Source organism: Streptomyces violens, from assembly GCF_000717745.1.
Taxonomy (GTDB): domain Bacteria; phylum Actinomycetota; class Actinomycetes; order Streptomycetales; family Streptomycetaceae; genus Streptomyces; species Streptomyces violens.
In genome coordinates this window covers 227856-254781 of the sequence record NZ_JOBH01000011.1, presented here as the reverse complement: position 1 = coordinate 254781, position 26926 = coordinate 227856, and the positions used below count along the sequence as shown (strand labels likewise).

The 26926-nt window shown below is 69.9% G+C and carries 21 protein-coding genes; 10 read left to right on the top strand and 11 right to left on the bottom strand.

Features of this window, described 5'->3' with window-relative positions:
* Nucleotides 1-67: 67 nt before the first annotated feature.
* The 5 genes from IF04_RS0123130 to ngcE form a co-directional block, all read right to left on the bottom strand.
* Nucleotides 68-1159, bottom strand: a complete 1092-nt coding sequence (locus IF04_RS0123130; protein WP_030261179.1) for a sugar ABC transporter substrate-binding protein — start codon at nucleotides 1157-1159, stop codon at nucleotides 68-70.
* A gap of 201 nt (nucleotides 1160-1360) precedes the next feature.
* A complete protein-coding gene (locus tag IF04_RS0123125) occupies nucleotides 1361-2560 on the bottom strand; it encodes an ROK family transcriptional regulator (protein WP_030261176.1) in 1200 nt (399 codons plus the stop codon).
* A 260-nt stretch (nucleotides 2561-2820) separates the two neighbouring features.
* The gene (locus IF04_RS0123120) at nucleotides 2821-3798 is read right to left on the bottom strand and encodes a carbohydrate ABC transporter permease (protein WP_030261174.1); all 978 of its coding nucleotides are present in this window, start codon (nucleotides 3796-3798) and stop codon (nucleotides 2821-2823) included.
* On the bottom strand, nucleotides 3798-4721 hold the full coding sequence (locus IF04_RS0123115) for a carbohydrate ABC transporter permease (protein ID WP_030261171.1): 924 nt from the start codon (nucleotides 4719-4721) through the stop codon (nucleotides 3798-3800). Before IF04_RS0123115 ends, IF04_RS0123120 begins: the two co-directional genes overlap by 1 nt.
* 61 nt (nucleotides 4722-4782) lie before the next feature.
* Entirely contained in the window at nucleotides 4783-6225 is a 1443-nt protein-coding gene (ngcE, locus tag IF04_RS0123110) for an N-acetylglucosamine/diacetylchitobiose ABC transporter substrate-binding protein (RefSeq protein ID WP_030261169.1), read from the bottom strand.
* A 407-nt stretch (nucleotides 6226-6632) separates the two neighbouring features.
* Between ngcE and IF04_RS0123105 the strand changes: the two genes are divergently transcribed.
* Nucleotides 6633-10037, top strand: coding sequence for a GH92 family glycosyl hydrolase (locus IF04_RS0123105; protein WP_030261167.1), 3405 nt, complete (start codon nucleotides 6633-6635; stop codon nucleotides 10035-10037).
* 75 nt (nucleotides 10038-10112) lie between these two features.
* Here the strand turns inward: IF04_RS0123105 and IF04_RS0123100 are convergent, their stop codons facing one another.
* From IF04_RS0123100 to IF04_RS0123090, 3 genes are all read right to left on the bottom strand, one after another.
* Entirely contained in the window at nucleotides 10113-10349 is a 237-nt protein-coding gene (locus IF04_RS0123100) for a hypothetical protein (protein WP_030261164.1), read from the bottom strand.
* Between the two features lie 217 nt (nucleotides 10350-10566).
* A complete protein-coding gene (acnA, locus tag IF04_RS0123095) occupies nucleotides 10567-13293 on the bottom strand; it encodes an aconitate hydratase AcnA (RefSeq protein WP_030261161.1) in 2727 nt (908 codons plus the stop codon).
* Between the two features lie 185 nt (nucleotides 13294-13478).
* Complete coding sequence (locus IF04_RS0123090; protein WP_030261159.1) at nucleotides 13479-14408, bottom strand: sigma-70 family RNA polymerase sigma factor; 930 nt, start codon at nucleotides 14406-14408, stop codon at nucleotides 13479-13481.
* A gap of 80 nt (nucleotides 14409-14488) precedes the next feature.
* Between IF04_RS0123090 and IF04_RS0123085 the strand changes: the two genes are divergently transcribed.
* Nucleotides 14489-15622, top strand: a complete 1134-nt coding sequence (locus IF04_RS0123085; RefSeq protein ID WP_037960350.1) for an alkene reductase — start codon at nucleotides 14489-14491, stop codon at nucleotides 15620-15622.
* On the opposite strand, the gene IF04_RS0123080 is transcribed toward IF04_RS0123085, so the two are convergent.
* Entirely contained in the window at nucleotides 15583-16173 is a 591-nt protein-coding gene (locus tag IF04_RS0123080) for a DUF4865 family protein (RefSeq protein ID WP_030261153.1), read from the bottom strand. The two genes, IF04_RS0123085 and IF04_RS0123080, sit on opposite strands and share 40 nt — an antisense overlap.
* Nucleotides 16173-16787, bottom strand: a complete 615-nt coding sequence (locus tag IF04_RS0123075; protein WP_051831477.1) for a TetR/AcrR family transcriptional regulator — start codon at nucleotides 16785-16787, stop codon at nucleotides 16173-16175. The genes IF04_RS0123080 and IF04_RS0123075 overlap by 1 nt, the downstream gene beginning before the upstream one ends.
* A gap of 160 nt (nucleotides 16788-16947) precedes the next feature.
* On the opposite strand from IF04_RS0123075, the gene IF04_RS0123070 reads away from it, so the two are divergent.
* The 7 genes from IF04_RS0123070 (at nucleotide 16948) to IF04_RS0123040 (ending at nucleotide 24455) form a co-directional block, all read left to right on the top strand.
* A complete protein-coding gene (locus IF04_RS0123070) occupies nucleotides 16948-17403 on the top strand; it encodes a carboxymuconolactone decarboxylase family protein (protein ID WP_030261147.1) in 456 nt (151 codons plus the stop codon).
* Between the two features lie 155 nt (nucleotides 17404-17558).
* Nucleotides 17559-19088: a helix-turn-helix domain-containing protein gene (locus IF04_RS0123065; protein WP_030261144.1), complete on the top strand. Its 1530-nt coding sequence runs from the start codon at nucleotides 17559-17561 to the stop codon at nucleotides 19086-19088.
* Nucleotides 19089-19279: 191 nt separating this feature from the next.
* Complete coding sequence (locus IF04_RS0123060) at nucleotides 19280-19615, top strand: hypothetical protein (protein WP_030261142.1); 336 nt, start codon at nucleotides 19280-19282, stop codon at nucleotides 19613-19615.
* Entirely contained in the window at nucleotides 19578-21095 is a 1518-nt protein-coding gene (locus tag IF04_RS0123055; protein ID WP_078600656.1) for a sensor histidine kinase, read from the top strand. Before IF04_RS0123060 ends, IF04_RS0123055 begins: the two co-directional genes overlap by 38 nt.
* The gene (locus IF04_RS0123050) at nucleotides 21092-21754 is read left to right on the top strand and encodes a response regulator transcription factor (protein WP_030261130.1); all 663 of its coding nucleotides are present in this window, start codon (nucleotides 21092-21094) and stop codon (nucleotides 21752-21754) included. Before IF04_RS0123055 ends, IF04_RS0123050 begins: the two co-directional genes overlap by 4 nt.
* A gap of 56 nt (nucleotides 21755-21810) precedes the next feature.
* A complete protein-coding gene (locus tag IF04_RS0123045; RefSeq protein WP_030261128.1) occupies nucleotides 21811-23229 on the top strand; it encodes an SLC13 family permease in 1419 nt (472 codons plus the stop codon).
* 74 nt (nucleotides 23230-23303) lie between these two features.
* Nucleotides 23304-24455, top strand: a complete 1152-nt coding sequence (locus IF04_RS0123040; protein ID WP_030261126.1) for a glycerate kinase family protein — start codon at nucleotides 23304-23306, stop codon at nucleotides 24453-24455.
* Nucleotides 24456-24680: 225 nt separating this feature from the next.
* Here IF04_RS0123040 and IF04_RS0123035 read toward each other — a convergent pair whose 3' ends face one another.
* A complete protein-coding gene (locus IF04_RS0123035; RefSeq protein ID WP_030261111.1) occupies nucleotides 24681-25283 on the bottom strand; it encodes an FxLYD domain-containing protein in 603 nt (200 codons plus the stop codon).
* A 163-nt stretch (nucleotides 25284-25446) separates the two neighbouring features.
* Between IF04_RS0123035 and IF04_RS0123030 the strand changes: the two genes are divergently transcribed.
* The gene (locus tag IF04_RS0123030; protein WP_030261110.1) at nucleotides 25447-26904 is read left to right on the top strand and encodes a basic amino acid/polyamine antiporter; all 1458 of its coding nucleotides are present in this window, start codon (nucleotides 25447-25449) and stop codon (nucleotides 26902-26904) included.
* Nucleotides 26905-26926: the final 22 nt, after the last annotated feature.

Sequence of the window (26926 nt, the reverse complement as noted above, 5' to 3'; positions counted from 1 at the left end):
CGGGAATGGTGCGTACGAGGCTGCCCGGCGGCCCGCGCCTCTCGTGGGCGCGGGCCGTCCGAGGGGGTTACTTGATGCCGGCTTCCTCGCACGCCTTCTTGTAGTCCGCGGTGCAGAGCTGGCTCGCCTTGTAGACCTTGTCCTTGATGATCGTGTCCTTGATGTCGTCCTTGGTCACGATCTGCGCGTCGTACAGCTTCGCCGGGATGCCCTTGACCTCGCCGCTGAGGCTGTCGACCTTGTCCGGGGTGAGGGAGCCGAGCTTCTCGCCCTTGAGGAGCTTGACCGCGACCTCGGCGGTGGTCTCGGCCTGCGGCTTGATCTGCTTGTAGATCGTGAAGGACTGCTCGCCCTTCAGGATCCGCTGCAGACCGGCCAGCTCGGCGTCCTGGCCGCCGACGGGGACGTCGACGTTCCGCTGCTTCAGCGCGGTGAGGATGCCGCCGGCCATGCCGTCGTTGGCGGAGTAGACGCCCTGGAAGCCGTCCTTGCCGAGCGAGTCGATCGCCGAGTTCATCTTCTTGTTGGCCTCGTCCGGCGACCAGTCCGGGATGTCCTGCTCGTAGACGATCTTCTTGACCTGCTTGTCGAGGACCGTGTGCGCGCCCTTCTTGAAGAAGGGGGCGTTCGGGTCGGTCGGCGAGCCGTTGATCATGACAACGTTGGCGTTCTTGGCGTCGCTGCCCAGGGCCTTGACCAGGCCCTCGCCCTGGAGGCGGCCGATCTTCTCGTTGTCGTAGGACACGTATGCCGAAATGTCGCCCTCGGCGAGGCGGTCGTACGCGACGACCTGCACGCCCTTCTTGGCGGCCTGGTTCACCCAGGACTTGGTGGCCTTGAAGTCGACCGCGTCCAGGATGATGACCTTGACGCCCTGCGTGATCAGCGCGTCGAACTGCTTCTTCTGCGTCTCGGTCTCCTGCGCGGCGTTGTTGTACTTCACCACGCAGTCCGCGCAGAGCTCCTTGATCTTCGCCTCCATCAGGGGGCGGTCGAAGGTCTCGTAGCGCGTGGTCTTGTTCTCCGGCAGCAAGAGGCCGATGGTCTTCTTGTCACCACCGCTGTCGTCACCGCTGCCGGCCTTGCCACAGGCGGCCACGGTCGCGGCCATGGAGACCGCGGTGGTGGCTATGACGACGCGACGCACAAATGCGTTCATGGGGATGGCCCTCCCTGACATGGCCGCGTCCTTGCGGCCGAGGTGCTTGGAGTCAACTCGGCCGCTCGCAGGGCGTCAAGGAGTAAATCCTTAACGAGATGACAACGGTGCCATCCGTTAGCTGTGTGAACTCAGAGTGCCCCTTGGCAGCGGTGGGGCACCCCTTTCGCTTCAGACAATGGCGGGTCGGGCAAGGCCGGGTCAGGCAATGGCGGGCGCGTCCGCGGCGACCGTGCCGTCCAGCAGCGTGGAGTCCCCCATCTCGCTGAGCACCAGCGCCAGCGCGCCCAGCACCTCGGCCCGGCCGCCCAGCGTGCCCGGTACGACCCCGAGCTGACGCGCCGCGCTGGGGATGGCGTACCGCGACACCGACTCGCGGATCGGCGCGAGCACCAGCTCCCCGGCCTCCGCCAGATCGCCGCCGAGCACCACCCGGCTCGGGTTCAGCAGATTGCACAGGTTCGCCACGCCGCTGCCGATGTGCCGGCCGACGTCCGCGATGACCCGGCGACAGCCCGGGTCGCCCTCGCGCGCGAGCTGGACGACGCCCGGCATGGTCAGGTCCGGGCCGTGACTCGGCTGGAGCAGCGGCAGTACGTACCGGGCCGAGGCGAAGGTCTCCAGACAGCCGCGGTTGCCGCAGCGGCACACCGGCCCCGACTCGTCCAGCGTGATGTGCCCGATCTCGCCCGCCGTGCCGCCCGGGCCGCGGTAGATCTGCCCGCTGATCACCAGCCCGGCGCCGACGCCGGTGGCCACCTTGATGTACGCGAGGTCGGCGGCGCCCCGCCCGGCACCCCACACCAGCTCGCCCAGCGCGCCGAGGTTCGCGTCGTTGTCCACGTGCACCGGCACGCCGAGCCGGTCCGACAGCTCCTCGCCCGGGTTCGTGCCGGACCAGCCCGGCAGGATCGCGGTCGAGCCGAGCGTCCCGGAGACCACGTCGATCGGGCCGGGCACGCCCAGGCCCACCCCGACGACCTTGGACCGGTCGATGCCGGTGGTCTCCACCAGCCGGCTGACGAGCTGCTCGGCCCGGTCGAAGCCCTCGGCGGCCGAGGCGTCCACGTCGATCGGCTCGGACTCCTCGGCGAGCACCTGGTGCGCGAGGTTGCCGACCGCGACCCGCAGGTGGCTGTGGCCGAAGTCGACGCCGACCACGACGCCCGCGTCGCCGGAGAGCGAGACGGAGCGGGCCCGGCGGCCGCCCGCCGAGGTGGGCGTGACCTCGACGGTCCCGCCGTCCTTCAGCTCCCGCACGATGTTGGAGACCGTGGCCGCCGACAGCCCGGTGGTCCGGGCGATCTCCGCCTGGGTGAGCGATCCCGCCATCCGTACGGCACGCACGACCCGCTCAAGATTGGCCCGGTGCAGCGAGGACTGCGACCCCGGAGTCTCCATCGACTCATCCACTCCCGCCTGCCGCGGGCGGCACGACGACCGCCCGCCGGCCGGACCACAGCGATGGGGCCCGGCTTGTCTCCAACATGTGAATCTAAGCTGAGCCGCCCGGGTCCGCTCCCGTCAAGTCCTCGACCGCTGCAGGGCGGATATCCACGCACGACGGCCGACCCCGGACGTGGACACACCCCAGGGCCTCCCGTCGCCCACGCGACGGAAGGCCCTCCGTTCTGCGGTGTCCTTTCGGGGGTGCGCGCCCGCTACTTCACCGCCCCCGCGGTCAGGCCCGCGACCACCTGGCGCTGGAAGACGATGTACGCCGCCAGCACCGGCAGCATCGCGATGGTCAGGCCCGCGAACAGCCCGGACCAGTCGCCCTTGTACCCCTGGCTGACGGCCAGCGCGACCAGGCCCTGGGTCAGCACCTTCTTGTCGGGGTCGCCGACGTTGAGGACCGTGGGCAACAGGTACTGGTTCCACTGCCCCAGGAAGTTGAAGATGCCGACGCTGATCAGGCCCGGCTTGGCCATCGGCAGCATGACCTGGAAGAACGTCCGCGCGTGCGAGGCCCCGTCGATGAGCGCGGCCTCGGCCACCGAGGACGGCAGCGTACGGAAGAACCCGCTGAGGAAGAAGACGGTGAACGGCAGCGAATAGGCGATGTAGACCAGGATCAGGCCGTGGTACGTGTCCAGCAGCGCCATGTTCTTCATGACGAAGAACAGCGGCACCAGCGCCAGGATCACCGGGAAGCCCATGCCGCCGACGAACAGGAAGTAGATGAAGCGGTTCCCGGGGAACTCAAAGCGGGCGAGGACGTACGCGGCCATCGAACCGAGCAGCATCGTACCGATCAGCGAACCGCCCACCACGATCAGCGAGTTGCCGAAGTACTGGGCCATATTGGCCTTTTCCCAGGCCCGCACCCAGTTCTCGAAGTGCAGCGCGGAGGGCAGCCCCCACGGCGAGCCGAAGATCTCCGAGTCGTCCTTGAACGAGCTGACCACGGCCCAGAGCAGCGGCATGGTGACGAGGACGCCCCAGATCACCAGCACGCCGTGCGAGAAGACGTTCAGGACGCCGCCCTCGCTGCTGCCCTTCCTGCCCCGGCCCGTCCCGCGGCCGGCGGGCGCGAGCGGCTCCGGCGCCGCGCCGCCCGTACCGCCGCCCTGCGCGAGGTCCTGCGGGGAGCCCTTCGTGACGCCCTGGAGCTCAGGGGGATCGGTCTGTGCGGTCATCAGAACTCCAGTCGCTCTCGACGGCCCAGCCGCATGACGACGGCCGCGAAGATCAGGGTGACGATGAGCAGCGAGACGCCGATCGCGGTGGCGTAGCCGGCCTGACCGTCACGGAAGGTCTTCTGGTAGACGTACAGCGGCAGTACTTCCGTCGAGTAGTCCGGGCCGCCCGGGCCGACGCTCATGATCTGCACGAACGCGAAGGCCGACACGTCCAGGGCCAGGATTCCCATGTAGATCCAGCCGGTCTGCACGGTGTCCCAGAGCAGCGGCAGGGTGATGCGGAAGAACGTGTTCGCGCGGCCCGCGCCGTCCAGCAGCGCGGCCTCGTAGAAATCCTTGGGAATGGAGCTCATTCCGGCGGAGAAGAGGACCACGTAGAAACCGACGTTGGCCCACACCATGGCGGCCATGACGCACCACAGCGCGAGCTGCGGGTCGCCCAGCCAGTCCGGCTGAATGGCGTCCAGGCCGACCGCGGAGAGCGCCGAATTGATGGCGCCGCTCTCCGGGTTGTACGCGAATTGGAACAGCAGCGCCACGATCGGCACCGATAGCACCTGCGGGAAGAAATAGAGAATCTTGTACGTGCCCGAGCCGCGCACCCCGCCGATGACCGCCTTCTTCGTGCGGCGGCCACCGACGTTGAGCATGAACGCGAAGAACAGCGCGAGCGAAATCGTCACCACCGGCAGCAGCAGAAGCAGGGTCACGCTGTTGCCCACCGCCGACCAGAACACACCGTCCTGGAAGAGCCGCGCGTAGTTGTCGAACCCGACCATCCCGAAATCGGAACTCAGACCTGTCCAGTCCGTGAAGGAGTAGTAAATCGCCTGCACGAACGGGGAGATCACAAAGACCGCGTAGATGGCCAGCGGAAGGATCAGGAACCCGGCGATGAAACGGTATTTACCGTGCTGCATGACGTACGATCCCGTTCTTGTCCTGCGGCGGCTGCCGCTGGTGACACAGCGAATTCGTCGGTCAGCGCTTGTACTTCTTCACGCTGGAGTCCTTGCGGGTCTCGTCCGCGTACTTCTGGATCTTGTTGATGGCCTCGGCCGGGGTCAGCCGGCCGGCCATCATCTCGCCGATGCAGCCGACGCCGATCTTCTCCTTCTGCAGGGCGACATACCAGTCCTGCAGCCGAGGGTTGAGGACGTTCTTGCCGGCCTTCTCCAGGGCCTGCTGCGCGGACGACAGGCCCGGCGGCAGGGTCAGGCCCTCGGTACCGCCGTTCAGCGAGGTGAGCGAGGAGACCTGCTTGGTGAAGTTCTTGGAGGACTTCTCGCTGAGCATGATGCGCAGCAGCTCCATGCCGCCCTCGGCGTTCTGCGCCTGCTTGGGCACGATGAACGGCTCGCCGCCGGAGGCCCAGAGCGTCCCGAACGGCATCTTGTCGGAGGAGTCCAGGCCGGACGGGGCGCCCACGGCGAGGTCGAAGTTGCCGGCCGCCTCGATCTGCTTGCCCGACTCGTTCTCCACCCAGGAGCCGTTCGGGATGAACAGCGCCTTGCCCTCGGCCCACGCCTTCTGGGACTGCAGGTGGTCCAGGCCCGGGCTGCCCTTGAGGATGTACCCCTTCTTGTACAGCTCGTAGTACGCCTCGAACGCGGCGCGCACCGCCGGGTCCTTCCACGCGCCCGGCTCCAGGTTGTCGATCCGGCGCAGCACCTCGGCGCCGCCGATCTTCGCGATGAAGGGGTACAGGCTGAACGGCACGTAGTACGGGTACTTGCCCGGGTACGTCCAGCCGGCGATGCCCTTCTTCTTCGCCTTCGCGCAGAGCGCGAGCATGTCGTCCCAGGTCTCCGGGTATTCCGCGTCCAGCTTCTTGAGATTGGTCTTGGAGTACCAGACGCCGTAGACCGTGTAGGCGTAGTACAGGGTCCAGATCTCCGAGCCGCCGAACTGGCCCATTTCCACGACGCCGGGGCGCAGCGTGTCGCGCACCTTCTTGCTCGGGTCGTCGATCGAGGGCGCGTCGAGCAGCGGCGTGAGGTCCGTCAGCTGGTCCTTGCCGACCAGGGTGCTGAAGTCCATCTGCTCCGCACCGGAGTTGTCGACCAGGTCGGGCGGATTGCCGCCGTTGAAACGGGGCTGCAGCGTGGACTGGATCTTCTGCGTGGAGGCGTGCTTGATCTTCCCCTTGGTCTTGGGGTAGGCGGCCGCGTACTGCGCCTCGGCGTCCTTGGCGTATTTGTCGCCGAAACCGCCGTCGAAGATGACCACGTCCAAAGCCGCGCTCTCATTGACGGCGAGCGGGTTCTTCGCGGACTTGGTGCCCTTGTCGACCTTGTCACCGCCGCCGCTGTCACCACCGCTCGCGCACGAGGCGAGGGCACTCATCGTCGGGACGGCGAACACTCCGAGCGCCGCGGACCGCTTGATCAGATCGCGACGGCTGGTTTCTGAGGTGGATCCCATGCTCAAGTCCTCGCCTTCTCCAGGACTCAGGCGGTGTACCGGAGCCACCCCGGCACCGCGGGTCAGATGAAGCTGAGTTGTACGGGATGTGCACCGGGCGCGCTAGAGATACGCAGGGAAAACGTGGGATTCCCCGCTGGTCCCCCGGTTCCGGACGGCTCGAAGCGCACAGCCATTCGGACGCCGACAGGTATAGTCCACTTCACGCGAGCGGGGCAAGATCAAAAGCAGCTTTTGCCGCCAGTCTTTCCCGAGTTGAGACCTCTCCGACATGCACGCCGACATGCGCGGATCGGGCAGGGGTCATTGCCGCCACCTCTCCCGGCTCCCTTGACACCAAAGGCCGCACGGCTGTTGGTTATCTCTGCAATGCCGGTATGACAACGATGTCAGTTGAGCCATGTCAGATGAGTGGAGATGCTCGCGTGCGGATCGGACACTTGCGTGGGATCAACCGGCCTGTCGCCCTGACGGCCGCCGCCCTGCTGATCGTGACGGCACACGGCGCGGCCGTGGCCGCGCCCTCCGCACCACAGGAACCACCGGGCACAGCCCAGGAGTTCAGCTCCTCGTTCGAGTCCGGCGAGCCGGCAGCGGACTGGCGCGACACCACCGAAACGGGCCCCGACGGCACCCTGAGAGCCTCCGGCGTCCGCCCCGAGAGCGGCACGGCACCCGGCATGACCAGCCACGTCGACACCGGCCCCACCGACTCCCCCACGGCGAAGCAGAACGCGGGCTTCACGGGCACCCGCGCGCTCCGCTACGGCGGCAGCCACACCGCCGGCGGCCACGGCTACGCGTACAACAAGGTCTTCGACGTCGACGTCCAGGTCGATCGCGACACCGCCCTCTCCTACAAGCTCTTCCCCGAAATGGCCGGATCGGCCCGTGACTACCGCGCCACCCACGTCTCCGTTGATCTCGCCTTCACCGACGGCAGTTACCTCAGCGACCTGAAACCGGCCGATCAGTACGGCGCTCCGCTGACGCCGCAGGGCCAGGGCGCCGCCAAGACGCTCTACGTCAATCAGTGGAACAACCGGGAGTCACGGATCGGAGCGGTGGCCGCCGGAAAGACGGTCGACCGCATCCTCATCGCGTACGACGCGCCTCAGGGCACCGGCGCCTTCCGCGGCTGGCTCGACGATGTGACGCTCGCACCCAAGGCGCCCGAGAAGCGTCTCGCGCACCTCGCCGACTACGCCTCGACCACCCGCGGCACCAACTCCAGCGGCAGCTTCTCCCGCGGCAACACCTTCCCCGCGACCGCCGTCCCCAACGGCTTCAACTTCTGGACCCCGGTCACCAACGCCGGCTCCCAGGACTGGCTTTACGAATACGCGCGCAAGAACAACGCCGACAACCTCCCCACCCTCCAGGCATTTTCCGCCAGCCACGAACCCAGCCCCTGGATGGGCGACCGGCAGACCTTCCAGGTGATGCCGTCCGCGGCCGCCGGCACCCCCAACGCCTCCCGCACCGCCCGCGCGCTCCCCTTCCACCACTCCCGCGAGACGGCGAAGCCGCACTATTACGGCGTCACCTTCGACAACGGACTGAAGACCGAGATCGCTCCCACCGACCACGCCGCCCTGATGAAGTTCACCTTTCCGGGTGACGATGCGAGCCTGATCTTCGACAACGTCAACAACAAGGGCGGCCTGACGCTCGACACCGAGAACGGCGTGGTCACGGGCTTCTCCGACGTCAAGAGCGGGCTGTCCACGGGGGCCACGCGGCTCTTCGTGTACGCCACGTTCGACGCGCCGGTCACCGCCGGCGGCAAGCTCACCGGAGGCGGCGGCCCCGACGTCACCGGCTATCTCCGCTTCGAGCCCGGCACCGACCGCACGGTGACGATGCGCATCGCCACGTCCCTCATCAGCGTCGACCAGGCGAAGGAGAACCTCCGTCAGGAGGCCCCCGAAGGCGCGTCCTTCGCCTCCGTACGGGACCGGGCCCGGTCCGCCTGGGACGACATCCTCGGCCGCATCGAGGTCGAGGGCGCGAGCCACGACCAGCTCACCACGCTCTACTCCAACCTCTACCGGCTGTACCTCTACCCCAACTCCGGCTCGGAGAAGGTGGACGGCAAGGTCCGCTACGCCAGCCCCTTCTCCCCCGCGACCGGCCCCGACACCCCCACCCACACCGGATCGAAGATCGTCGATGGCCAGGTCCACGTCAACAACGGCTTCTGGGACACCTATCGGACCACCTGGCCCGCGTACTCCTTCCTCACCCCGAAGCTGGCCGGCGAGCTGGCCGACGGCTTCGTCCAGCAGTACAAGGACGGCGGCTGGATCTCCCGCTGGTCCTCGCCCGGCTACGCCGACCTGATGACCGGTACGAGCTCCGACGTGGCGTTCGCCGACGCGTACGCCAAGGGGGTGCGCCTCGACGCCAAGGCGGCGTACGAGGCGGCGCTGAAGAACGCCACCGTCGCGCCGCCCAGCCCCGGCGTCGGCCGCAAGGGCATGAACACCTCGCCGTTCCTCGGGTACACGTCCACCAAGACCCGCGAGGGCATGTCCTGGGCCCTGGAGGGCTACCTCAACGACTTCGGCATCGCACAGATGGGCCGCGCGCTCTACAAGAAGACCCACGAGAAGCGCTACAAGGAGGAGTCGGAGTACTTCCTCAACCGCGCCCGGGACTACGTCAAGCTCTTCGACGACAGGGTCGGCTTCTTCCAGGGCAAGGACGAGCAGGGCAACTGGCGGCTGACACCGGACAAGTACGACCCGCGCGTCTGGGGCCACGACTACACCGAGACCAACGGCTGGTCCTTCGCCTTCACCGCGCCGCAGGACCTGAAGGGCCTCGCCAACCTCTACGGCGGCCGCGCGGGCCTCGCGAAGAAGCTCGACACGTACTTCGCGACGCCCGAGACCGGTACCAAGGAGTTCGCGGGCAGCTACGGCAACGTGATCCACGAGATGACCGAGGCCCGCGACACCCGGATGGGCATGTACGGCCACAGCAACCAGCCCTCGCACCACATCGCGTACGCCTACGACGCGGCCGGGCAGCCGTGGAAGACCCAGGAGAAGGTCCGCGAGGTGCTCTCCCGGCTCTACCTCGGCAGCGAGATCGGCCAGGGCTACCCCGGCGACGAGGACAACGGCGAGATGTCCGCCTGGTACGTCTTCAGCGCCCTCGGCTTCTACCCGCTGGTGATGGGCCAGCCCGAGTACGCGATCGGCTCCCCGCTCTTCACGAAGGCCACCGTCCACCTGGAGAACGGCCGCAACCTGGTCATCAAGGCCCCGAAGAACAGCACCCGGAACGTCTACGTGCAGGGGGTGAAGGTCAACGGCAAGCCCTGGACCTCCACGGCGCTCCCGCACTCCGTCCTCGCCCGCGGCGGCACGCTGGACTTCGCCATGGGTCCGGAGCCGTCCCGCTGGGGCACCGGCGCGCACGCGGCGCCCACCTCGATCACCCAGGACGAGAAGGTCCCGTCCCCGGCCGGTGACGCGACCGCGCCGGACGGCTCGGCGCTCTTCGACAACACCTCGGACACGTCGGCGTCCTTCGGGACGGCGGCCGCCGACCTCCCGAAGGCGGCCCGCGTCACCTCGTACACGCTGACCTCGTCGGCCAAGGAGGACGCGCCGGCCGGCTGGACCCTGGAGGGCTCCCCGGACGGCCGGAAGTGGACCACCCTGGACCGCCGCTCCGCCGAGTCCTTCACCTGGGACAAGCAGACCCGCGTCTTCTCCGTCGAGCGGCCGGGCACGTACCGGCACTACCGGCTGGTCCCGGCCGGCAGGGCCACCCTCGCCGAGATCGAACTGCTCTCTTGACCGCACCGTGTGCCACAGGCCAGGGCCGCACCGCCCGCGAACGGACGGTGCGGCCCTGTGCGGCTCCCGGACGGCTCAGAGGAGGATGTGGAGCAGGCTGCTGAGCAGACCGTGGTGGCCCCACCAGCCGTGGTGGTCGTCGTCGTCCCAGCGGTCGTGCTTGTGCTTGCACTTGCAGTCGCCGCGGTCGTGGTGCTGCCACGTCGCGACCGACGGCGCCTGCGGGGCGGCCTGGGCCACGCCCGAGACCGGGAGGACGACCGCCGTCGCGAGCATTGCGGCCGCGACGGACCGGCCGATGAACCTGCGCATGTGATTCTCCTGTCAGCAGGAAATAAGGACGACGCAAGACGTACCGCGCCCCGCCGCCTTCTCACCCGGTACGCCCCGACACCACTCCCCCGGCCTCGTGATCACCCCGAGCGGCCCCGCACACCCGCCCTACCGGGACTTTCCGTGGTACAAGCCGGGCATGCGGAAGGGCCGCACCCCGAGGGGTGCGGCCCTTCCTGCCGCTGCCGGGCTCCGCTTACTTGCGGATCAGGCTGCGCAGCACGTACTGCATGATGCCGCCGTTGCGGTAGTAGTCGGCCTCGCCGGGGGTGTCGATGCGGACCTTGGCGTCGAACTCGACATCTGCCCCAGAGGGAGAAGCAGCCTTGACCTTCACGGTCTCCGGGATGCCGCCGTCGTTCAGGGCGGTGATGCCGGTGATGGAGAAGGTCTCCTCGCCGGTCAGGCCCAGGGACTGGGCGGAGGCGCCCTCGGGGAACTGCAGGGGCAGGACGCCCATGCCGATCAGGTTCGAGCGGTGGATGCGCTCGTAGGACTCGGCGATGACGGCCTTGACGCCGAGCAGCGCGGTGCCCTTGGCGGCCCAGTCGCGGGAGGAGCCGGAGCCGTACTCCTTGCCGGCCAGGATGACCAGCGGGATGCCGGCGGCCTGGTAGTTCTGCGAGGCGTCGTAGATGAACGACACCGGGCCGTCGGCCTGGGTGAAGTCGCGGGTGAAGCCGCCCTCGGTGCCCGGCGCGATCTGGTTGCGCAGGCGGATGTTGGCGAACGTGCCGCGGATCATGACCTCGTGGTTACCACGGCGGGAGCCGTAGGAGTTGAAGTCGCGACGCTCGACGCCGTGCTCGGTGAGGTACTTGCCGGCCGGGGTGTCGGCCTTGATCGCACCGGCCGGGGAGATGTGGTCGGTGGTGACCGAGTCGCCCAGCTTGGCCAGGACGCGGGCGTCCGCGATGTCCTCGACCGGGGTGGTCTCCATCGTCATGCCCTCGAAGTACGGGGGCTTGCGGACGTAGGTGGACTCGGCGTCCCACTCGAAGGTGTTGCCGGTCGGGATCGGCAGCGCCTGCCACTGCGCGTCGCCCGCGAAGACGTCGGAGTAGGACTTGTTGAACATGTCCTCGCCGATGGCGTTGGCCACGACGTCGTTGACCTCGGCCTCGGTGGGCCAGATGTCCTTGAGGTAGACCGGGTTGCCCTCGGTGTCGTTGCCGATGGCCTCCTCGGTGATGTTCACCTTCATGGAGCCGGCGATGGCGTACGCGACGACCAGCGGCGGGGACGCCAGGTAGTTCATCTTGACGTCGGGGTTGATCCGGCCCTCGAAGTTGCGGTTGCCGGAGAGCACCGAGGTGACGGCGAGGTCGGCCTCGTTGATCGCCTTCGAGATCTCCTCGTCCAGCGGACCGGAGTTGCCGATGCAGGTGGTGCAGCCGTAACCGACCAGGTTGAAGCCCAGCTTGTCCAGGTACGGGGTCAGGCCGGCCTTGTCGAAGTAGTCGGTGACGACCTTCGAGCCCGGGGCCAGGGTGGTCTTGACCCACGGCTTGCGGGTCAGGCCCTTCTCGACCGCCTTCTTGGCCACGAGCGCCGCGGCGACCATGACGTAGGGGTTCGAGGTGTTGGTGCAGGAGGTGATCGCGGCGACGGTGACGGCGCCGTGGTCGATCTCGAAGACCGAGCCGTCGGCGGCGACGACCTGGGTCGGCTTGGTCGGCACGCCGTTGGTGCGGGCCGGCGAGTCCGAGGCCGGGAAGGACTCCTTGCCCGCCTCCTCGTCGTCCGAGACGTAGTTGCGCACGTCCTGCGCGAACTGCTCGGCGGCCTTGGCCAGGACGATGCGGTCCTGCGGGCGCTTCGGGCCGGCGATCGACGGGACGACCGTCGACAGGTCCAGCTCCAGCTTCTCGGAGAAGTCCGGCTCGGCGGCCGGGTCCAGCCAGAGGCCCTGCTCCTTGGCGTACGCCTCGACCAGCGCGACCTGCTGCTCGGAGCGGCCGGTGAGCTTGAGGTAGTTCAGGGTCTCGTCGTCGATCGGGAAGATCGCGGCGGTGGAGCCGAACTCCGGCGACATGTTGCCGATGGTGGCGCGGTTGGCGAGGCTCGTCGCGGCCACACCCTCGCCGTAGAACTCGACGAACTTGCCGACGACACCGTGCTTGCGCAGCATCTCGGTGATGGTCAGCACCAGGTCGGTGGCGGTGGTGCCGGGGGTGAGCTCGCCGGTCAGCTTGAAGCCGACCACGCGCGGGATCAGCATGGAGACCGGCTGGCCGAGCATCGCGGCCTCGGCCTCGATGCCGCCGACGCCCCAGCCCAGGACGCCCAGGCCGTTGACCATCGTGGTGTGCGAGTCGGTGCCGACGAGGGTGTCCGGGTACGCCTGGCCGTTACGGACCATGACCGTACGGGCCAGGTGCTCGATGTTCACCTGGTGGACGATGCCGGTGCCGGGCGGGACGACCTTGAACTCGTCGAAGGCGGTCTGGCCCCAGCGCAGGAACTGGTAGCGCTCCTTGTTGCGGCCGTACTCCAGCTCGACGTTCTGCGCGAACGCGTCGTTGGTGCCGAACTTGTCGGCGATGACGGAGTGGTCGATGACCAGCTCGGCCGGGGCCAGCGGGTTGATCTTCGCCGGGTCGCCGCCGAGCTCCTTGACGGCCTCACGCATGGTGGCGAGGTCCACGACGCAGGGCACGCCCGTGAAGTCCTGCATGATCACGCGGGCCGGCGTGAACTGGATCTCCTCGTTGGGCTGGGCCTGCGAGTCCCAGTTGCCCAGCGCCCGGATGTGGTCGGCGGTGATGTTCGCGCCGTCCTCGGTGCGGAGCAGGTTCTCCAGCAGCACCTTCAGGCTGTACGGCAGGCGGGCGGAGCCCTCCACCTTGTCCAGCCGGAAGATCTCGTACGACTCGTCGCCCACCTGCAGGGTGCTGCGGGCGTCGAAGCTGTTCGCCGACACGACAGTCTCCTTCATGCATGAATTCGCGCGTACCACCACGATCCTGCCGTCACCGGCCCCAGCCGATCAGCTAAGGTAAGACTTAGTTAGGGGAGCCTTACTAGCGCGGCAGCGGTACGTCTCTCGGCAGATATCTCGATGTCGAGATAACTCTAGTACATCGCCGCCGCGCGGTCATGCCCTGCCTACCTGGTGTCCGCTTCCTCCGGTAGCGCCAGAGTGAGGCGGCGCAGCCGGGCGGGGTCGGCGATGACCTCGTACGTGGTGATCCGGTCCCGCTCGACCGTGAGGGTGAGCGCGAGGCGCAGCCGCCCGTACGGGGCGACGACGATCCCCACGGCCCCGTCGACCAGCGCGGTCTCCGCGTACCGTGCGCGCCGCCCGAAGACGAGGGTTCCCTCGGCCACGGCCCGTGCCCCGCGGACCTCCGTCGGGGCTCCCGGCGGCAGGGCGGCACGGTCGGCGCGGCGTACGACGTCGGGCGCCAGGACCGCGAGCAGCGCGTCGAGGTCGCCGCGGCGCGAGGCGGCCAGGAAGGCGTCGGCGACCCGCCGCTGCCGGGCGAGTTCGGCCGGGGGGAGCGTGGTCGTGCCCCGTACCCGGTGGCGGGCCCGGCTGGCGAGCTTCTTCGTAGCGTCCGGTGAGCGGTCCACGAGGGGCGCGATCTCCGCGAACGGCACGGCGAACAGGTCGTGCAGCACGAAGGCGACCCGTTCGGCGGATGCGAGAGTGTCCAGTACGACGAGCAGCGCGCGGCCGACCGAGTCGGCCAGCAGTGCCTGCTCTTCCGGGCCGCCGCCCCCGGTGTCCGAAGGCGTGTGGAGCCGGTCGGGCAGCCGGTGGCCGAGGAGCTCCTCCCGGCGTGTCGCGCGGGTCCGCAGCATGTCGAGGCAGATGCGGGAGAGAACGGTCCGCAGCCAGCCGCCCAGGTTCTCGATCTCTCCTGCGTCGGTGCGGCCGAGCCGCAGCCAGGTCTCCTGCACGGCATCGTCCGCCTCGGCGGCCGAGCCGAGCATCCGGTGGGCGACCGCCCGCAGGTGGCCACGGTGCGCCTCGAACCGTGCGGCCGGCCCGCCATCCCCGTTCCGGGCCGCCGCCCCGCCGTACTCGTCCATCGGTCACCTTTCCTCGTCGCGCGCCGTCACCGACATGACGTATGTGCCACCGCAGAAGTGACGTGGAAGGAGAACGCGCGATGAGGACGACGACGAGCCGGCCGGTCGCGCTCGGCCAGCCGCTGCTGACCGGCGCGGACCTCGGGGACCTCCGGCTGCCCAACCGGGTGGTGATGGCTCCGGTCACCCGGGCGCGCGCGGCCAACGACGGGCTGGTCCCGACGGAGCTGCATGCCGTGTACTACGCCCAGCGAGCCGGGGCCGGGCTGATCGTCACGGAGGGGACCTGGGTGAGCGAGCAGGCGATCGGCTTCGTTCACGTCCCTGGCATCTACAGCGCGGAACAGGTCGCCGGGTGGCGGCGAGTCACCGATGCCGTGCACGCTCTCGGCGGCCGCATCGTGCTGCAGCTCTGGCACACCGGTGCCGCATCCCACCCCGACCACCTCGGCGGGCGACTGCCCGCCGGCCCGTCGGCGGTCGATCCCCACGAACGGTCCCGCACTCCCAGCGGGTTCAAGCCGACCGTCACTCCCCGGGAGATGACCGCGGACGACATCGCCGCCACGGTCGCCGGCTTCCGTGCCGCGTCGGCGAACGCCCGGCGAGCCGGGTTCGACGGCGTCGAGATCGGCGCCCTCGGCACCTTCCTGCTCGCGCAGTTCCTCCACCCGCGGCTGAACCGCCGCACCGACGGGTACGGCGGCACCCCGGCCGGGCGGCGGCGCCTGCTGCTGGAGATCGTCGACGCGGTCGCCGAGCCATGGGAGGGACGGCGCGTGGGTCTCAGGCTCTCGCCCTACTGGACCGGTGGCCGGTTCCAGGCGGACACCGGGACGCGCGCCGACCACGACGCCCTTGTGGCGGAGCTCGGCGACCGGCCCCTGGCGTACCTCCACTTGCGGGGGCCGGACCGCGCGGCGCCGGACGGAGCCCCCGACTTCGCCGCCTTCGCGCGCTACCGACGCCTGTTCCCCGGCCCGCTGATCGCGAACAACGGCTTCGACCGGCGTTCCGGCAACGCGGTCATCGCCGCGGGGCTCGCCGACGCCGTCTCGTACGCCACCCACTTCATCGCCAACCCGGATCTCGTCACCCGCTTCGCCCTCCGACAGGAGTTGGCGGCGGGCGACCCCGCCACGTACTACACGGGCGGGGCCGCCGGGTACGTCGACTACCCGGCGGCCGGAGCCGACAGATGGAGCACCTCGTAGCGCTCGGTGGTGTCCTCGTCGGTGGGGACGGTGTCCGTCCACAGGACGAAGCGCAGCAGGTGCCAGTGGTACGGATCGACGGCGAGGGCTGCCGTGTGGACGTCGGGGCGGCGGGTCAGGGTGTGGAGGGCTTCGGTTTCCTGCTCGATGAGGCGGGAGAGGCCCAGGCCCGTGCCGTCCGGGTCGGGGGCGGGCGGGAGAGGGGTCAGGCGGCGGGAGGCGGTGCGTGGGGGTGTTTCGCGGGCGGGGCCCGGCAGGGTGGTCACGCCGGTCCAGTGCTGTACGGCCGGGCGGCCGAAGTCGCGGATGATGCCCTGGAAGCCGCCCCCGCCGAGGAGGAAGTGGCTCATCGCGTCGACGTCCTGCCAGAGGTAGAAAGGCGCGTACTGGTTGACCGGCGAGCCGTCGGTGCCGCGCTCGCGGATCAGGTACGCCTTCAGGCCCAGCCCGGCGCGGTCGTCGAGCAGATGCCCGTAGTCGGCCACCCGCTTGCGGATGACGCCCATGTCGTAATCGGCGGGCAGGGTGATCTCGTACTGCGCTGCGTACATCAGCGGCTCCGGGTGGCGTGTGCGGCCAGCAGGGTGAGTACGCCCGTGACCGCCTGGTCGAAGGCGTCCGGCGTACCGGCGGCGCGGGCGAGGACGTAGCCGCCCTGGACGACCGCGACCACGGTGGCGGCCGTGGCAGCCGGGTCCAGCTCCGCGGCCAGCTCGCCGCGCTCCTGACCCTCCGCCAGCACCGCCGCGATCTCGCCGCGCAGCCAGTCGAACGTCTCGTCGACCGGGGCGCGCAGCGCCGGGTCGGCCATCACGTCCGGGTCCTGGGTGAGCCGCCCGACCGGGCAGCCCTTGAGGACGTCGCGTTCCCGGCGCAGGTAGGCGCCGATGCGATCCGGCGCCGTGCCGGGCCCGGCGAGCAGCCGCGCCACCTCGGCCCGCATCTCCTCCGCGGTGCGCCGGATGGCGGCCAGCGCGAGGTCCGGCTTGCCGGTGAAGTGGTGGTACATGCTGCCCTGGCCCGCGTTCGCGCGTTGCAGGATCGCCTTGGGGCTCGTACCGACGTAGCCGCGCTCCCACAGGAGCTCGCGGGTGCTTTCGATGAGGCGTTCCGAGGTGCCGGCCGATGGGCCGTTCGGGCCGCTCCGGCCTTTCGCAGTGCTCATGAGGGAAGCATACATACCAGTAGGTACAGAGGGTGGGTGCGGAGGGCGCGGAAAGTTTTTGCGGATGGCTCGGCCCGCATGTCACATCTCGTGGGCCGCTGCCGTCGTAGGGGTGAAGCACGGAAATCCGATCACAAGTCTGATCACGAGGAGAGCGATCATGCAGGCACGGATGCAGAACCCCGCGACCATCTTTCCCGAGGCCACGGCGGCCGTGCAGCAGCTCCTGAAGGCGGCCGGCTCGGGCGGAGTGCCGCAGACGACGCTGGAGCTGGTGCACCTGCGGGCGAGCCAGATCAACGGCTGCGGCTACTGCGTGGTCGGCGGCGCGCTCAAGGCGAAGAAGGCGGGCGAGACCGACGAGCGGCTCGCCGCCGTGGCGGCCTGGCGCGACGCGCCGTTCTTCACCGAGGCCGAACGCGCGGCGCTGGCCCTCGCCGAGGCCGCGACCCGGCTCGCCGACCAGCCGGACCCGGTGCCGGACGAGATCTGGGACGCGGCCGCCGACCACTTCGACGAGAAGCAGCTGGCGTCGATCGTCCTCATGGTCGGCCTGACCAACCTCTTCAACCGGATCAACGTGACGACCCGGCAGGTGGCGGGGCCGACCTGGTAAGTGGCCTCCCCTTGTGGCGCGGGCGGCGGACCGCAGGAGCGGGCCGCCGCCCGTACGCCGTTCGTACGAGCCGTGTCCGCCGGCCGTCGCAAAGCCGTCGGCGCGAACGGGTGACAGTTCAACATCCATCTCATATCTGAGATAACGTTCTCCTCATGGCAGACGACTACCTCGTACGTATCGGCAAGCTCATCCGTGACGCCCGGCAACACCGGGGCTGGACACAGACGCAGCTGGCGGAGGCGCTCGGCACGAGCCAGAGCGCGGTCAACCGCATCGAACGCGGTAATCAGAACATCAGCCTTGAGATGATCGCCCGGATCGGCGAGGCGCTGGACAGTGAAATCGTCTCCCTGGGGTACGCGGGTCCCATGCATCTCCGCGTCGTCGGCGGCCGCCGTCTCTCCGGCAGTATCGACGTCAAGACGAGCAAGAACGCCTGCGTGGCTCTGCTCTGCGCGACGCTGCTGAACGCCGGCCGCACCACCCTGCGCCGTGTCGCCCGCATCGAGGAGGTCTACCGCATCCTCGAAGTGCTGGGCTCGATCGGCGTCCGTACGCGCTGGATCAACGACGGGAACGACCTGGAGGTCGTCCCGCCCGCCGAGCTGGACCTCGACGCGATGGACACCGAGGCCGCCCGCCGCACCCGCAGCGTCATCATGTTCCTCGGCCCGCTGCTGCACCGCATGGACCACTTCAAGATCCCGTACGCGGGCGGCTGCGACCTCGGTACCCGGACGGTCACCCCGCACATGACCGCGCTGCGCCACTTCGGCCTGGAGGTCACCGCCACCGAGGGCACATACCACGCCAACGTCGACCGGGCCGTGGCGCCCAAGCGCGCGATCGTCCTGACCGAGCGCGGCGACACCGTGACCGAGAACGCGCTGCTCGCCGCCGCCCGGCACGACGGCGTCACGGTCATCCGCAACGCCTCCTCCAACTACATGGTCCAGGACCTGTGCTTCTTCCTGGAGCAGCTGGGCGTACGGGTCGAGGGCATCGGCACCACCACCCTCACCGTGCACGGCGTCACGCACATCGAGCGGGACGTGGACTACGCGCCGTCGGAGGACCCGGTCGAGGCGATGAGCCTGCTGGCCGCCGCGGTCGTCACCGAGTCCGAGCTGACGATCCGCCGCGTACCCGTCGAATTCCTGGAGATCGAGCTCGCGGTCCTGGAGGAGATGGGCCTCGACCACACCCGCAGCGCGGAGTACACCGCCGACAACGGCCGTACCCGTCTGATCGACCTCACCGTCCGCCCCTCCAAGCTGAGCGCCCCGCTCGACAAGATCCACCCGATGCCGTTCCCCGGCCTGAACATCGACAACGTGCCGTTCTTCGCGGCCATCGCGGCCAGCGCCCAGGGGCAGACCCTGATCCACGACTGGGTCTACGACAACCGCGCGATCTACCTGACGGACCTCAACCGTCTCGGCGCGGGCGTCAAGCTGCTCGACCCGCACCGCGTCCTGGTCGACGGCCCGACCCGCTGGCGCTCGGCGGAAATGATGTGCCCGCCGGCCCTGCGCCCCGCCGTCGTCGTCCTCCTGGCGATGATGGCCGCCGAGGGCACCTCCGTACTGCGCAACGTCTACGTCATCAACCGCGGCTACGAAGACCTCGCCGAGCGCCTCAACTCCCTGGGCGCCCAGATCGAGATCTTCCGGGACATCTGAGCCGCGCTTGCCGCCGCCCCCTCCTGATCCGTGAGAATGCGGAGCAGGAGGGGGTGCGGCCGCACCCGTGGGACGTGTACCTGGGGAGACAGTCAGCCGTGAGCGCCACGACCGCAGCCCGCCCGCTGGATGAAGATTTCTTCATCTCCGGCTCATCGTGACGATGCGGTACGTCCCGCAGGCTCGTCGCCATGGCCTTCTCGCAACGCATGGCGGCGCTCGCCGCGGTCGTGGCGATACCGCTGGGTATCGCGGCGACCAGCTACGCCCTCACCGACAGCCCGGAATCGCCCAAGGCGCCCCCGAAGGTCGAGCTGGACAGCGGCTCCCCGTCGGCCGGGCCGACCGGCCCCGGGCCGACGCCCAGCGACGAGGTGGTCTCGCGGCCGCCGGTGAGCGACGACCGTTCCGGCGACGCGTCCGACGATGCCTCCGGCGGCCCGTCCGGCGGTGCGTCCGATGATGGCGCCGACGACTCCGCCGACGACGATGACGACCGCGGCGCCGGAGACCGTGACGACGGCTGATCCGGCACCGCGCCGGCGGATATCCGCCCGGGTCCGCATCCTGCTCTGGCTCCTGGTGGTGATGGCCGTGGCGCTCACCGCCGTGGCCGCCACCACCCGCTCGATCCTGCTGCGCGACGTGGATCACCGGATCACGCGGCTGCTCGCGCAGGAGGCCAGTGAATTCGCCAACTTCGAGGAACAGGGCTTCGACCCGGAGACCGGCCGCCGATTCACCGAACCCGACCGGCTGCTCCGGGTCTTCCTGGAGCGGCAGTACGCCGATGCCGACGAGGAGCTGATCGGTCTCGTACGGCGGGAGGGCCGCGAGCCCGCGAAACTCGTACAGCCGCGGGAGATCCCCACCGAGCGTCCGCTGCGCGACGATGCCGCGGCGCGCCGGGCGATCTTCGCTTCGAAGGAGCCGACCGGCACCCTGCGGCGTCCGGCGGGCGAGATCCGCTGGGCCAAGGTCGATGTCGCCCGGCACGGCGGAAGTCCGCACGGTGACGGTCCCGAGGCCGCCTTCGTCGTCGCCTTTCACCCGGAGCGCGAGCGGGACAAGGCGGACGAGGTATTCCGTATCCTGCTCGCCATCTCGGGGGTCGCGCTGCTGATGACGACGGGCATCGGGTGGGCCGTCGCGGGCCGGATACTCAAGCCCGTACGGGTGGTGCGTACTGCCGCAGCGCAGCTCACCGAGCAGGATCTGACCCGGCGGATCCCCGTGCAGGGGCGGGACGACATCGCCGCGCTGGCCGACACGTTCAACGGGATGCTGGACCGGCTGGAGCGGGCCTTCGCGGCGCAGCGCGACTTCGTCGACGACGCGGGGCACGAACTCCGCACCCCCATCACGATCGTGCGCGGCCATCTGGAGCTGATGGGCGACGATCCGGCCGAGCGCGAGGAGACCGTGCGGCTGGTCACCGACGAGCTGGACCGGATGAGCCGCATCGTCGAGGACCTGCTGCTGCTCGCCAAGGCCGAGCGGCCCGACTTCGTCACCCCGGAGCCGGTTCAGCTCGCCGAGCTCACCGCCGATGTCTTCGTGAAGGCCCGCACGCTGGGCGAGCGCCGCTGGGAGCTGGGCGAGGTCGCCGACCGCGAGATCCAGGTGGACCCGCAGCGCATCACCCAGGCCATGGTGCAGCTCGCGCAGAACGCCGTGCAGCACACCACGCACGGACAGACGATCCGCATCGGCTCGCGCGCCGCGGGCCGCCGTATCGAGCTGTACGTCGCCGACTCCGGGCCCGGCGTGCAGCCGCAGGACGCCCAGGTGATCTTCGAGCGGTTCCGGCGCGGGACGGCCCGCCGCGGGACGCGCACCTCGGGGGCCGGCCTCGGCCTGTCGATCGTCCGCGCGATCGCCGAGGGCCACCGGGGCCGGGTCCGGCTGCACGCCACCGAGGGCGGCGGCGCCACCTTCGTACTGGAGATTGAGAACACCGAAAAGAACACAGCGAAGAACACCGAGAAGAACGGGGTGGGCAGTTGAAGCGGATTCTCATCGTCGAGGACGAGGAGCGGATCGCCTCGTTCATCGAGAAGGGCCTGCGCGCCAACGGCTTCACCACGACGGTCGTCGGCGACGGGGACTCGGCGTACGACTACGCGCTCACCGGCGGCTTCGACCTGATGGTGCTCGACATCGGGCTGCCGGGCCGGGACGGCTTCACCGTGCTGCGGCAGGTGCGCGAGGACCGGATCACCCTGCCGGTCATCGTGCTCACCGCACGCGATTCCGTACGCGACACGGTGGCGGGTCTGGAGGGCGGCGCGGACGACTGGATGACCAAGCCGTTCCGCTTCGAGGAGCTGCTCGCGCGGGTGCGGCTGCGGCTGCGTACGGCGGCGCGCGCGCCCGAGGTGACGGTGCTGCGCAGCGGCGGGCTGTCGCTGGACCTGCGGACCCGCAGGGCGCGGTCGGGCGAGCGGCTGGTGGACCTGACCGCCCGGGAGTTCGTGCTGCTGGAGCTGTTCCTGCGCCATCCGGGGCAGGTGCTCTCGCGCGAGCAGATCCTCTCCCACGTCTGGGGGTACGACTTCGACCCCGGCTCCAACATCGTGGATGTGTACGTACGGGCGCTGCGCAAGAAGCTGGGCGCCGAGCGGGTGGAGACGGTACGCGGAATGGGGTACCGGCTGTCCGCGTGAAGTTCCCTTCATGTACGGCTCATCGATGACTCACGGCGTCATCCGACGCTGAGGGGGTGAGCCTGAACCTCCGCCAAGCCGCGACCCTGTGCGTGGCCCTGAGCCTCTGCGCCCTGCTCGTCGTGCCCGGGAACTTCCCCGGGCTCGGCGGCGACGCCCGGCTGACCCTCGCCGTCTTCGCCCTCGCCACCTGCGCGTGGATCGGCACGCCGATCGACGACACGTACATCGCCCTGGGCGCGGGACTCGCCCTCACGGTCACGGGGGTGATCAGCAGCGAGACGCTCTTCGGCACCCTCGGGGACTCCACCGTGTGGCTGCTGATCTGCGCGTTCGTGCTCGCCGCCGCGGTGGCCCGGACGGGGCTCGCGGGGCGGGCCGCCGCGTTCCTGGTCAGCGGGGCGCGCAGCGTGCGGCAGTTGACGCATCTGACGACCGCGGCACTGGTGGTCACGGCCTTCGCGGTGCCGGCCACCTCGGGCCGCGCCGCACTCGCGCTGCCGGTGTTCCTGGCGCTCGCCAAGGTGCTCGCCGACCGGAAGCGACTGGTCGTGATGCTCGCGCTGCTCTTTCCGACCGTGATCCTGCTGTCCGCGGTGGCGACCCTGATCGGGGCCGGTGCGCATCTGATCACCGTGTCGGTGCTCTGGGAGGCGACCGGCGAGCGCATCGACTTCACCCGCTGGCTGCTGCTCGGCCTGCCGCTCGCCGTCGCCTCGTCCCACCTTGCCGCGGAGGCCGTCCTCCTGACGACGACCCGGCGGGCCGACCGCCGCGGTCCCGTACGGATCACGACCGAGCAGATCCAGGAGCACAGCGAGCAGCCCGTCACCGGTCCGCTCAGCACCGAGGAGACCCGCTGTGCGCTGCTGCTCGGCACGGTGGTCGCACTGTGGTGCAGCGAGCCGCTGCACCGGGTGCCGCCCGCGGTGGTGGCCCTGACCGGCGCGGTCGTCGCGGTCTCCCCCGCCCTCGGCACCGTGCGCCTCAAGGACGCGCTCAAGACCGTGCCCTGGGCGCTGCTGCTCTTCATGGCCGCGACGATGGCGATGGGCGTCGCGCTCGCCGACTCCGGCGCGGCCCGGTGGCTGGTCTCCGGGCTGCCCGTCGCGGTACCGCCCGCCCTCTTCCTGGCCGTCGTGATCGTCCTCAGTACGGCCGCCCATCTGGTGCTGCAGTCCCGCTCGGCCCGCTCCTCCGTCCTCGTGCCACTGGTGGTGGCGGCCGCCGTCGGTGCGGGGGTCAACCCGGTCGCCGCGGCCCTCGCGTCCACCGCGGCGGCCGGGTTCTGCCACACGCTGCCCGCCTCCGCGAAGCCGGTCGCGCTGTTCGCCGAGATACCCGGGACGCCCACGTACGCGCCGCGCGACCTGCTGCGGCTGTCCGCCGTACTGGCCCCGCTGACCGCCGCGCTGGTCCTGCTGTTCGCGCTCGCGGTGTGGCCGCTGCTGGGCGTACCGCTCCTCGAGCCGTGAGCCGATCCGTACCGCTCCTCAGGCCGTGAACCGATCCGTGAGCCGGGCACCCACTTCAACCCTAAGGAACCCACATGCTGACCCGATTCGCCGTAGCGCCCAGCGGTTTCAAGGAGTCGCTGTCCGCCCGGGCCGCGGCCGAGGCCATCGCCGCCGGGGTGCGCCGCGTGGTCCCCGGGGCCGAGGTCGATCTGATTCCGCTGGTGGACGGCGGTGAGGGCACGGCCGCCGCGCTGGCCACCGCCGCCGGCGGACGCCTGGTCGCGCTGCCCGCGACGGGCCCGGTCGGCGAGCCCGTCGGCACCCACTTCGCGCTGCTGGACTCCGGTACGGCCGTCGTCGAGATGGCCGCCGTCGCCGGGCTCTCCCTGGTGCCGCACACCCGGCGCGACCCGGGCGCCACCACCACGTACGGCGTCGGCGAGCTGCTCCGCGCCGCCCTCGACACGGGCGTACGCCGCATCCTCGTCGGCTGCGGCGATTCCGGCACGTCCGACGGGGGCGCCGGCGCGCTCCAGGCCCTGGGCGCCCGGCTGCTCACCGCGAAGGGGTACGAACTGCCGCCCGGCGGCCGCGAGTTGGGCCGCCTCGACCGCATCGATCCGACGCACCTCGACCCCCGCCTCAAGGACGTCGAACTGCTCGTCGCCTGCAATCCGTACAACGTGCTGTGCGGGGAGCGCGGCGTGGCCCGCGTCTTCGGCCCGCAGAAGGGCGCGACCCCGCGGCAGGTGGAGGAGCTCTCGGCCGCCCTGGAGCGCTGGGCGTACGTCCTCGGGCGCGATCTGCCCACCGACACCGACCTCCGGCTCGGCGCCGGCACCGGCGCCTCCGGCGGCCTGGGCGCGGGACTCGCGGCCCTCGGCGCCCGGCTCCTCCCCCGCTTCGACGTGCTCCTCGACCACCTCGACCTGGACGCCCGGCTGGCCCGCGCCGATCTGGTGGTCACCGCCGAGGGCGCGCTCGACCACCAGACGCCGCGCGGCAAGGTGCCGGCCGAAGTGGCCCGGCGCGCCAAGCTGTCCGGGCGCCCGGTCCTGGTGCTCGCCGGCACCATCGGCGAGGGCGCGCGCCAGATCGAGGCCGTGGGCGTGGACGCGTACAGCTCGATCCTGCCCGCCCCCGTGTCGCTGCACGAGGCACTCGGCAGGGGCGCGGAGTTCCTCACGGACGCGACGGAGCGGGCGCTGCGCATGGTGCTCCTCGGAGCCCGCCTGGCCGCGTGACCGGTGCGGTACGCGTCCCGGCTGACCGGGTGTGGTCTGCCAGGTGGACGGACGCTTGGGCCGTCTCACGGACATGGTTCCCAAAGCCCCACCGGGCCTGGCTGCTCCAGGTGAGTGAGCGACCGTCCAGAAGCCTCGCGTCTCATGGGAGTCGAGGCCGTCTGGGTCAGGGGCATTGACACGGCCCTCGCCGGGCGTTCGATCGTGTTGTCACCCACCGACCTCTCAGTACCGCTGCGCCTTCGCGATCTTCGCGGTGAGGTGCGGCTCCGGCGGCTTCGTGCTGATCGCCAGGGGCTGCGCCTTGTCGCCGGGCTTCACGTCTTTGGCACCCACGACGGTGGACTCCACGACCTTGCCGTCGGCGTCGCGGAAGTCGACCCGCACCGCGTAGGAGGCCGTCTCGTCGGTGCTGTTGGTGATGTTCACGACTTGGGCGCGGACTCCGTTGGTCTGGGCGAGGGGCTTGCCGGTCAGGGAGACGTCCTTCATGGCGTTGCCCCGGCCGTCGGCCTTGTCCAGCTCCTTCGTGAACTCCTGGCGGTTGCGCTCCACGTCGGCGGAGACCGACGCCTCGAAGTCGTGCGCCCGCTGGGAGGCCGACTCCGCCGCCTTGGAGGCGGACTCCTTCACCTCGGCCTTCTTCGACGCCAGCGCGGAGGGCGGCTCGCCCGAGAAGTTCGACGTGTCGGGGGCGGTGGGGCGGGCACTGACGCTCGGATCCGCGTCGTTGCCGTTGTCGGTGCTGCAGGCGGACAGCGCCAGAGCACTCGCCGCCGCGCACGCGGCCAGCGCGGCCGGCACGGCCGACCTCACGGTGCGTCGCATGGCTGTGGACCTTCTCTCGTAGGACGGCTTGCCCCCATGATGCACGCACCATGTAAATCCGGCTATTCATGCAACTGTCCCCATAAAAGGTGCGTCCCTCGATTCGGCAAGAGACTGTTGCCTGAGCGTCCCGTTGACTCCGCAGCGCGATCGTGAGGACGACATGGAGAAGGCCGCCACCACCGCCGACCCGGCAGCACAGTCCCCACCGCCGGCGAAACTGACCCTGTTCACCCTCATCACCATGGTCGTGGGCTCCATGGTCGGCGCGGGGGTTTTCTCGCTGCCCGGGCGCTTCGCCGAGGAGACCGGGGTCGCGGGCGCGCTCATCGCCTGGGCCATCGCCGGCACGGGCATGCTCATGCTCGCCTTCGTCTTCCAGTCCCTGGCCGTGCGCCGGCCCGATCTGGACGCGGGCGTCTACGCGTACGCCAAAGCCGGGTTCGGCGAGTACCTGGGCTTCTTCTCCGCGTTCGGCTACTGGGCCAGTGCCTGCGTCGGCAATGTGACGTACTGGGTGCTGATCATGTCCACGGTAGGCGCGATCTGGCCCGCGCTCGGCGAAGGCGACACCGCGATCGCCGTGGTGCTCTCCTCGGCCGGGCTGTGGGCGTTCTTCCTGATGATCCGGCGCGGCGTGAAGGAGGCCACGGCGATCAACAAGATCGTGACCGTGGCGAAGATCGTGCCGATCCTCGTCTTCGTCCTGCTGGCGCTCTTCTACTTCAAGGCGGACGTCTTCGCGGAGAACTGGGGCGGCGCGGACTACGCGGGTTCCCTGTTCAACCAGGTCCGCGGCACGATGCTCGCCACCGTCTTCGTCTTCCTCGGCGTCGAGGGGGCGAGCGTCTACTCCCGGCACGCTAAGAAGCGCTCCGATGTCGGCAAGGCGACGATCCTCGGTTTCCTGAGCGTCTTCGCCGTCTTCGCCTCCGTGGTCATCGTCTCGTACGGGATCATGCCGATGGCCGAGATCGCCGAGCTGCGTCAGCCGTCCATGGCCGGGGCCCTGGAGGAGGCCGTCGGCCCCTGGGGCAAGGTGTTCATCAGCGTCGGCCTGATCATCTCGGTGCTCGGCGCCTATCTGGCCTGGACCCTGATGGCCGCCGAAGTACTGTTCGTCGCCGCCAAGGACGACGACATGCCGCGCTTCCTGCGCAGCGCCAACCGGGCCGACGTCCCGGTACCCGCCCTGCTGCTGACGACGGCCCTCTCGCAGCTCGTCCTCGTCGCCACCGCGTTCTCGGACGACGCGTTCAACTTCGCGCTCGACCTGACCAGCTCGCTCTCGCTCATCCCGTACCTGCTGGCGGCCGGGTTCGCCGTGAAGATCGGAACGCGGGCCGATCCGCTCACCGACGGCGGGCGCACCACCCCCCGCGAGACCACCATCGCGACCGTCGCCACGGTCTACACCGCGTTCATGCTCGTCGCGGCCGGGCTGAAGTTCGTCCTGGTGTCGTTCATCTTCTACGCCCCGGCCACGATCTTGTTCGTGATGGCCCGCAGGGAGCAGGGCAGACGCCTGTTCTCGCCGCGGGAGCTCATCATCTTCGTCGTCTCCGTCGTCGGCGCCGTGCTCGGCATCGTGGCCCTGGCCGCCGGCTGGATCAGCCTCTGAACGTCACCCCCGGAAGGCACAC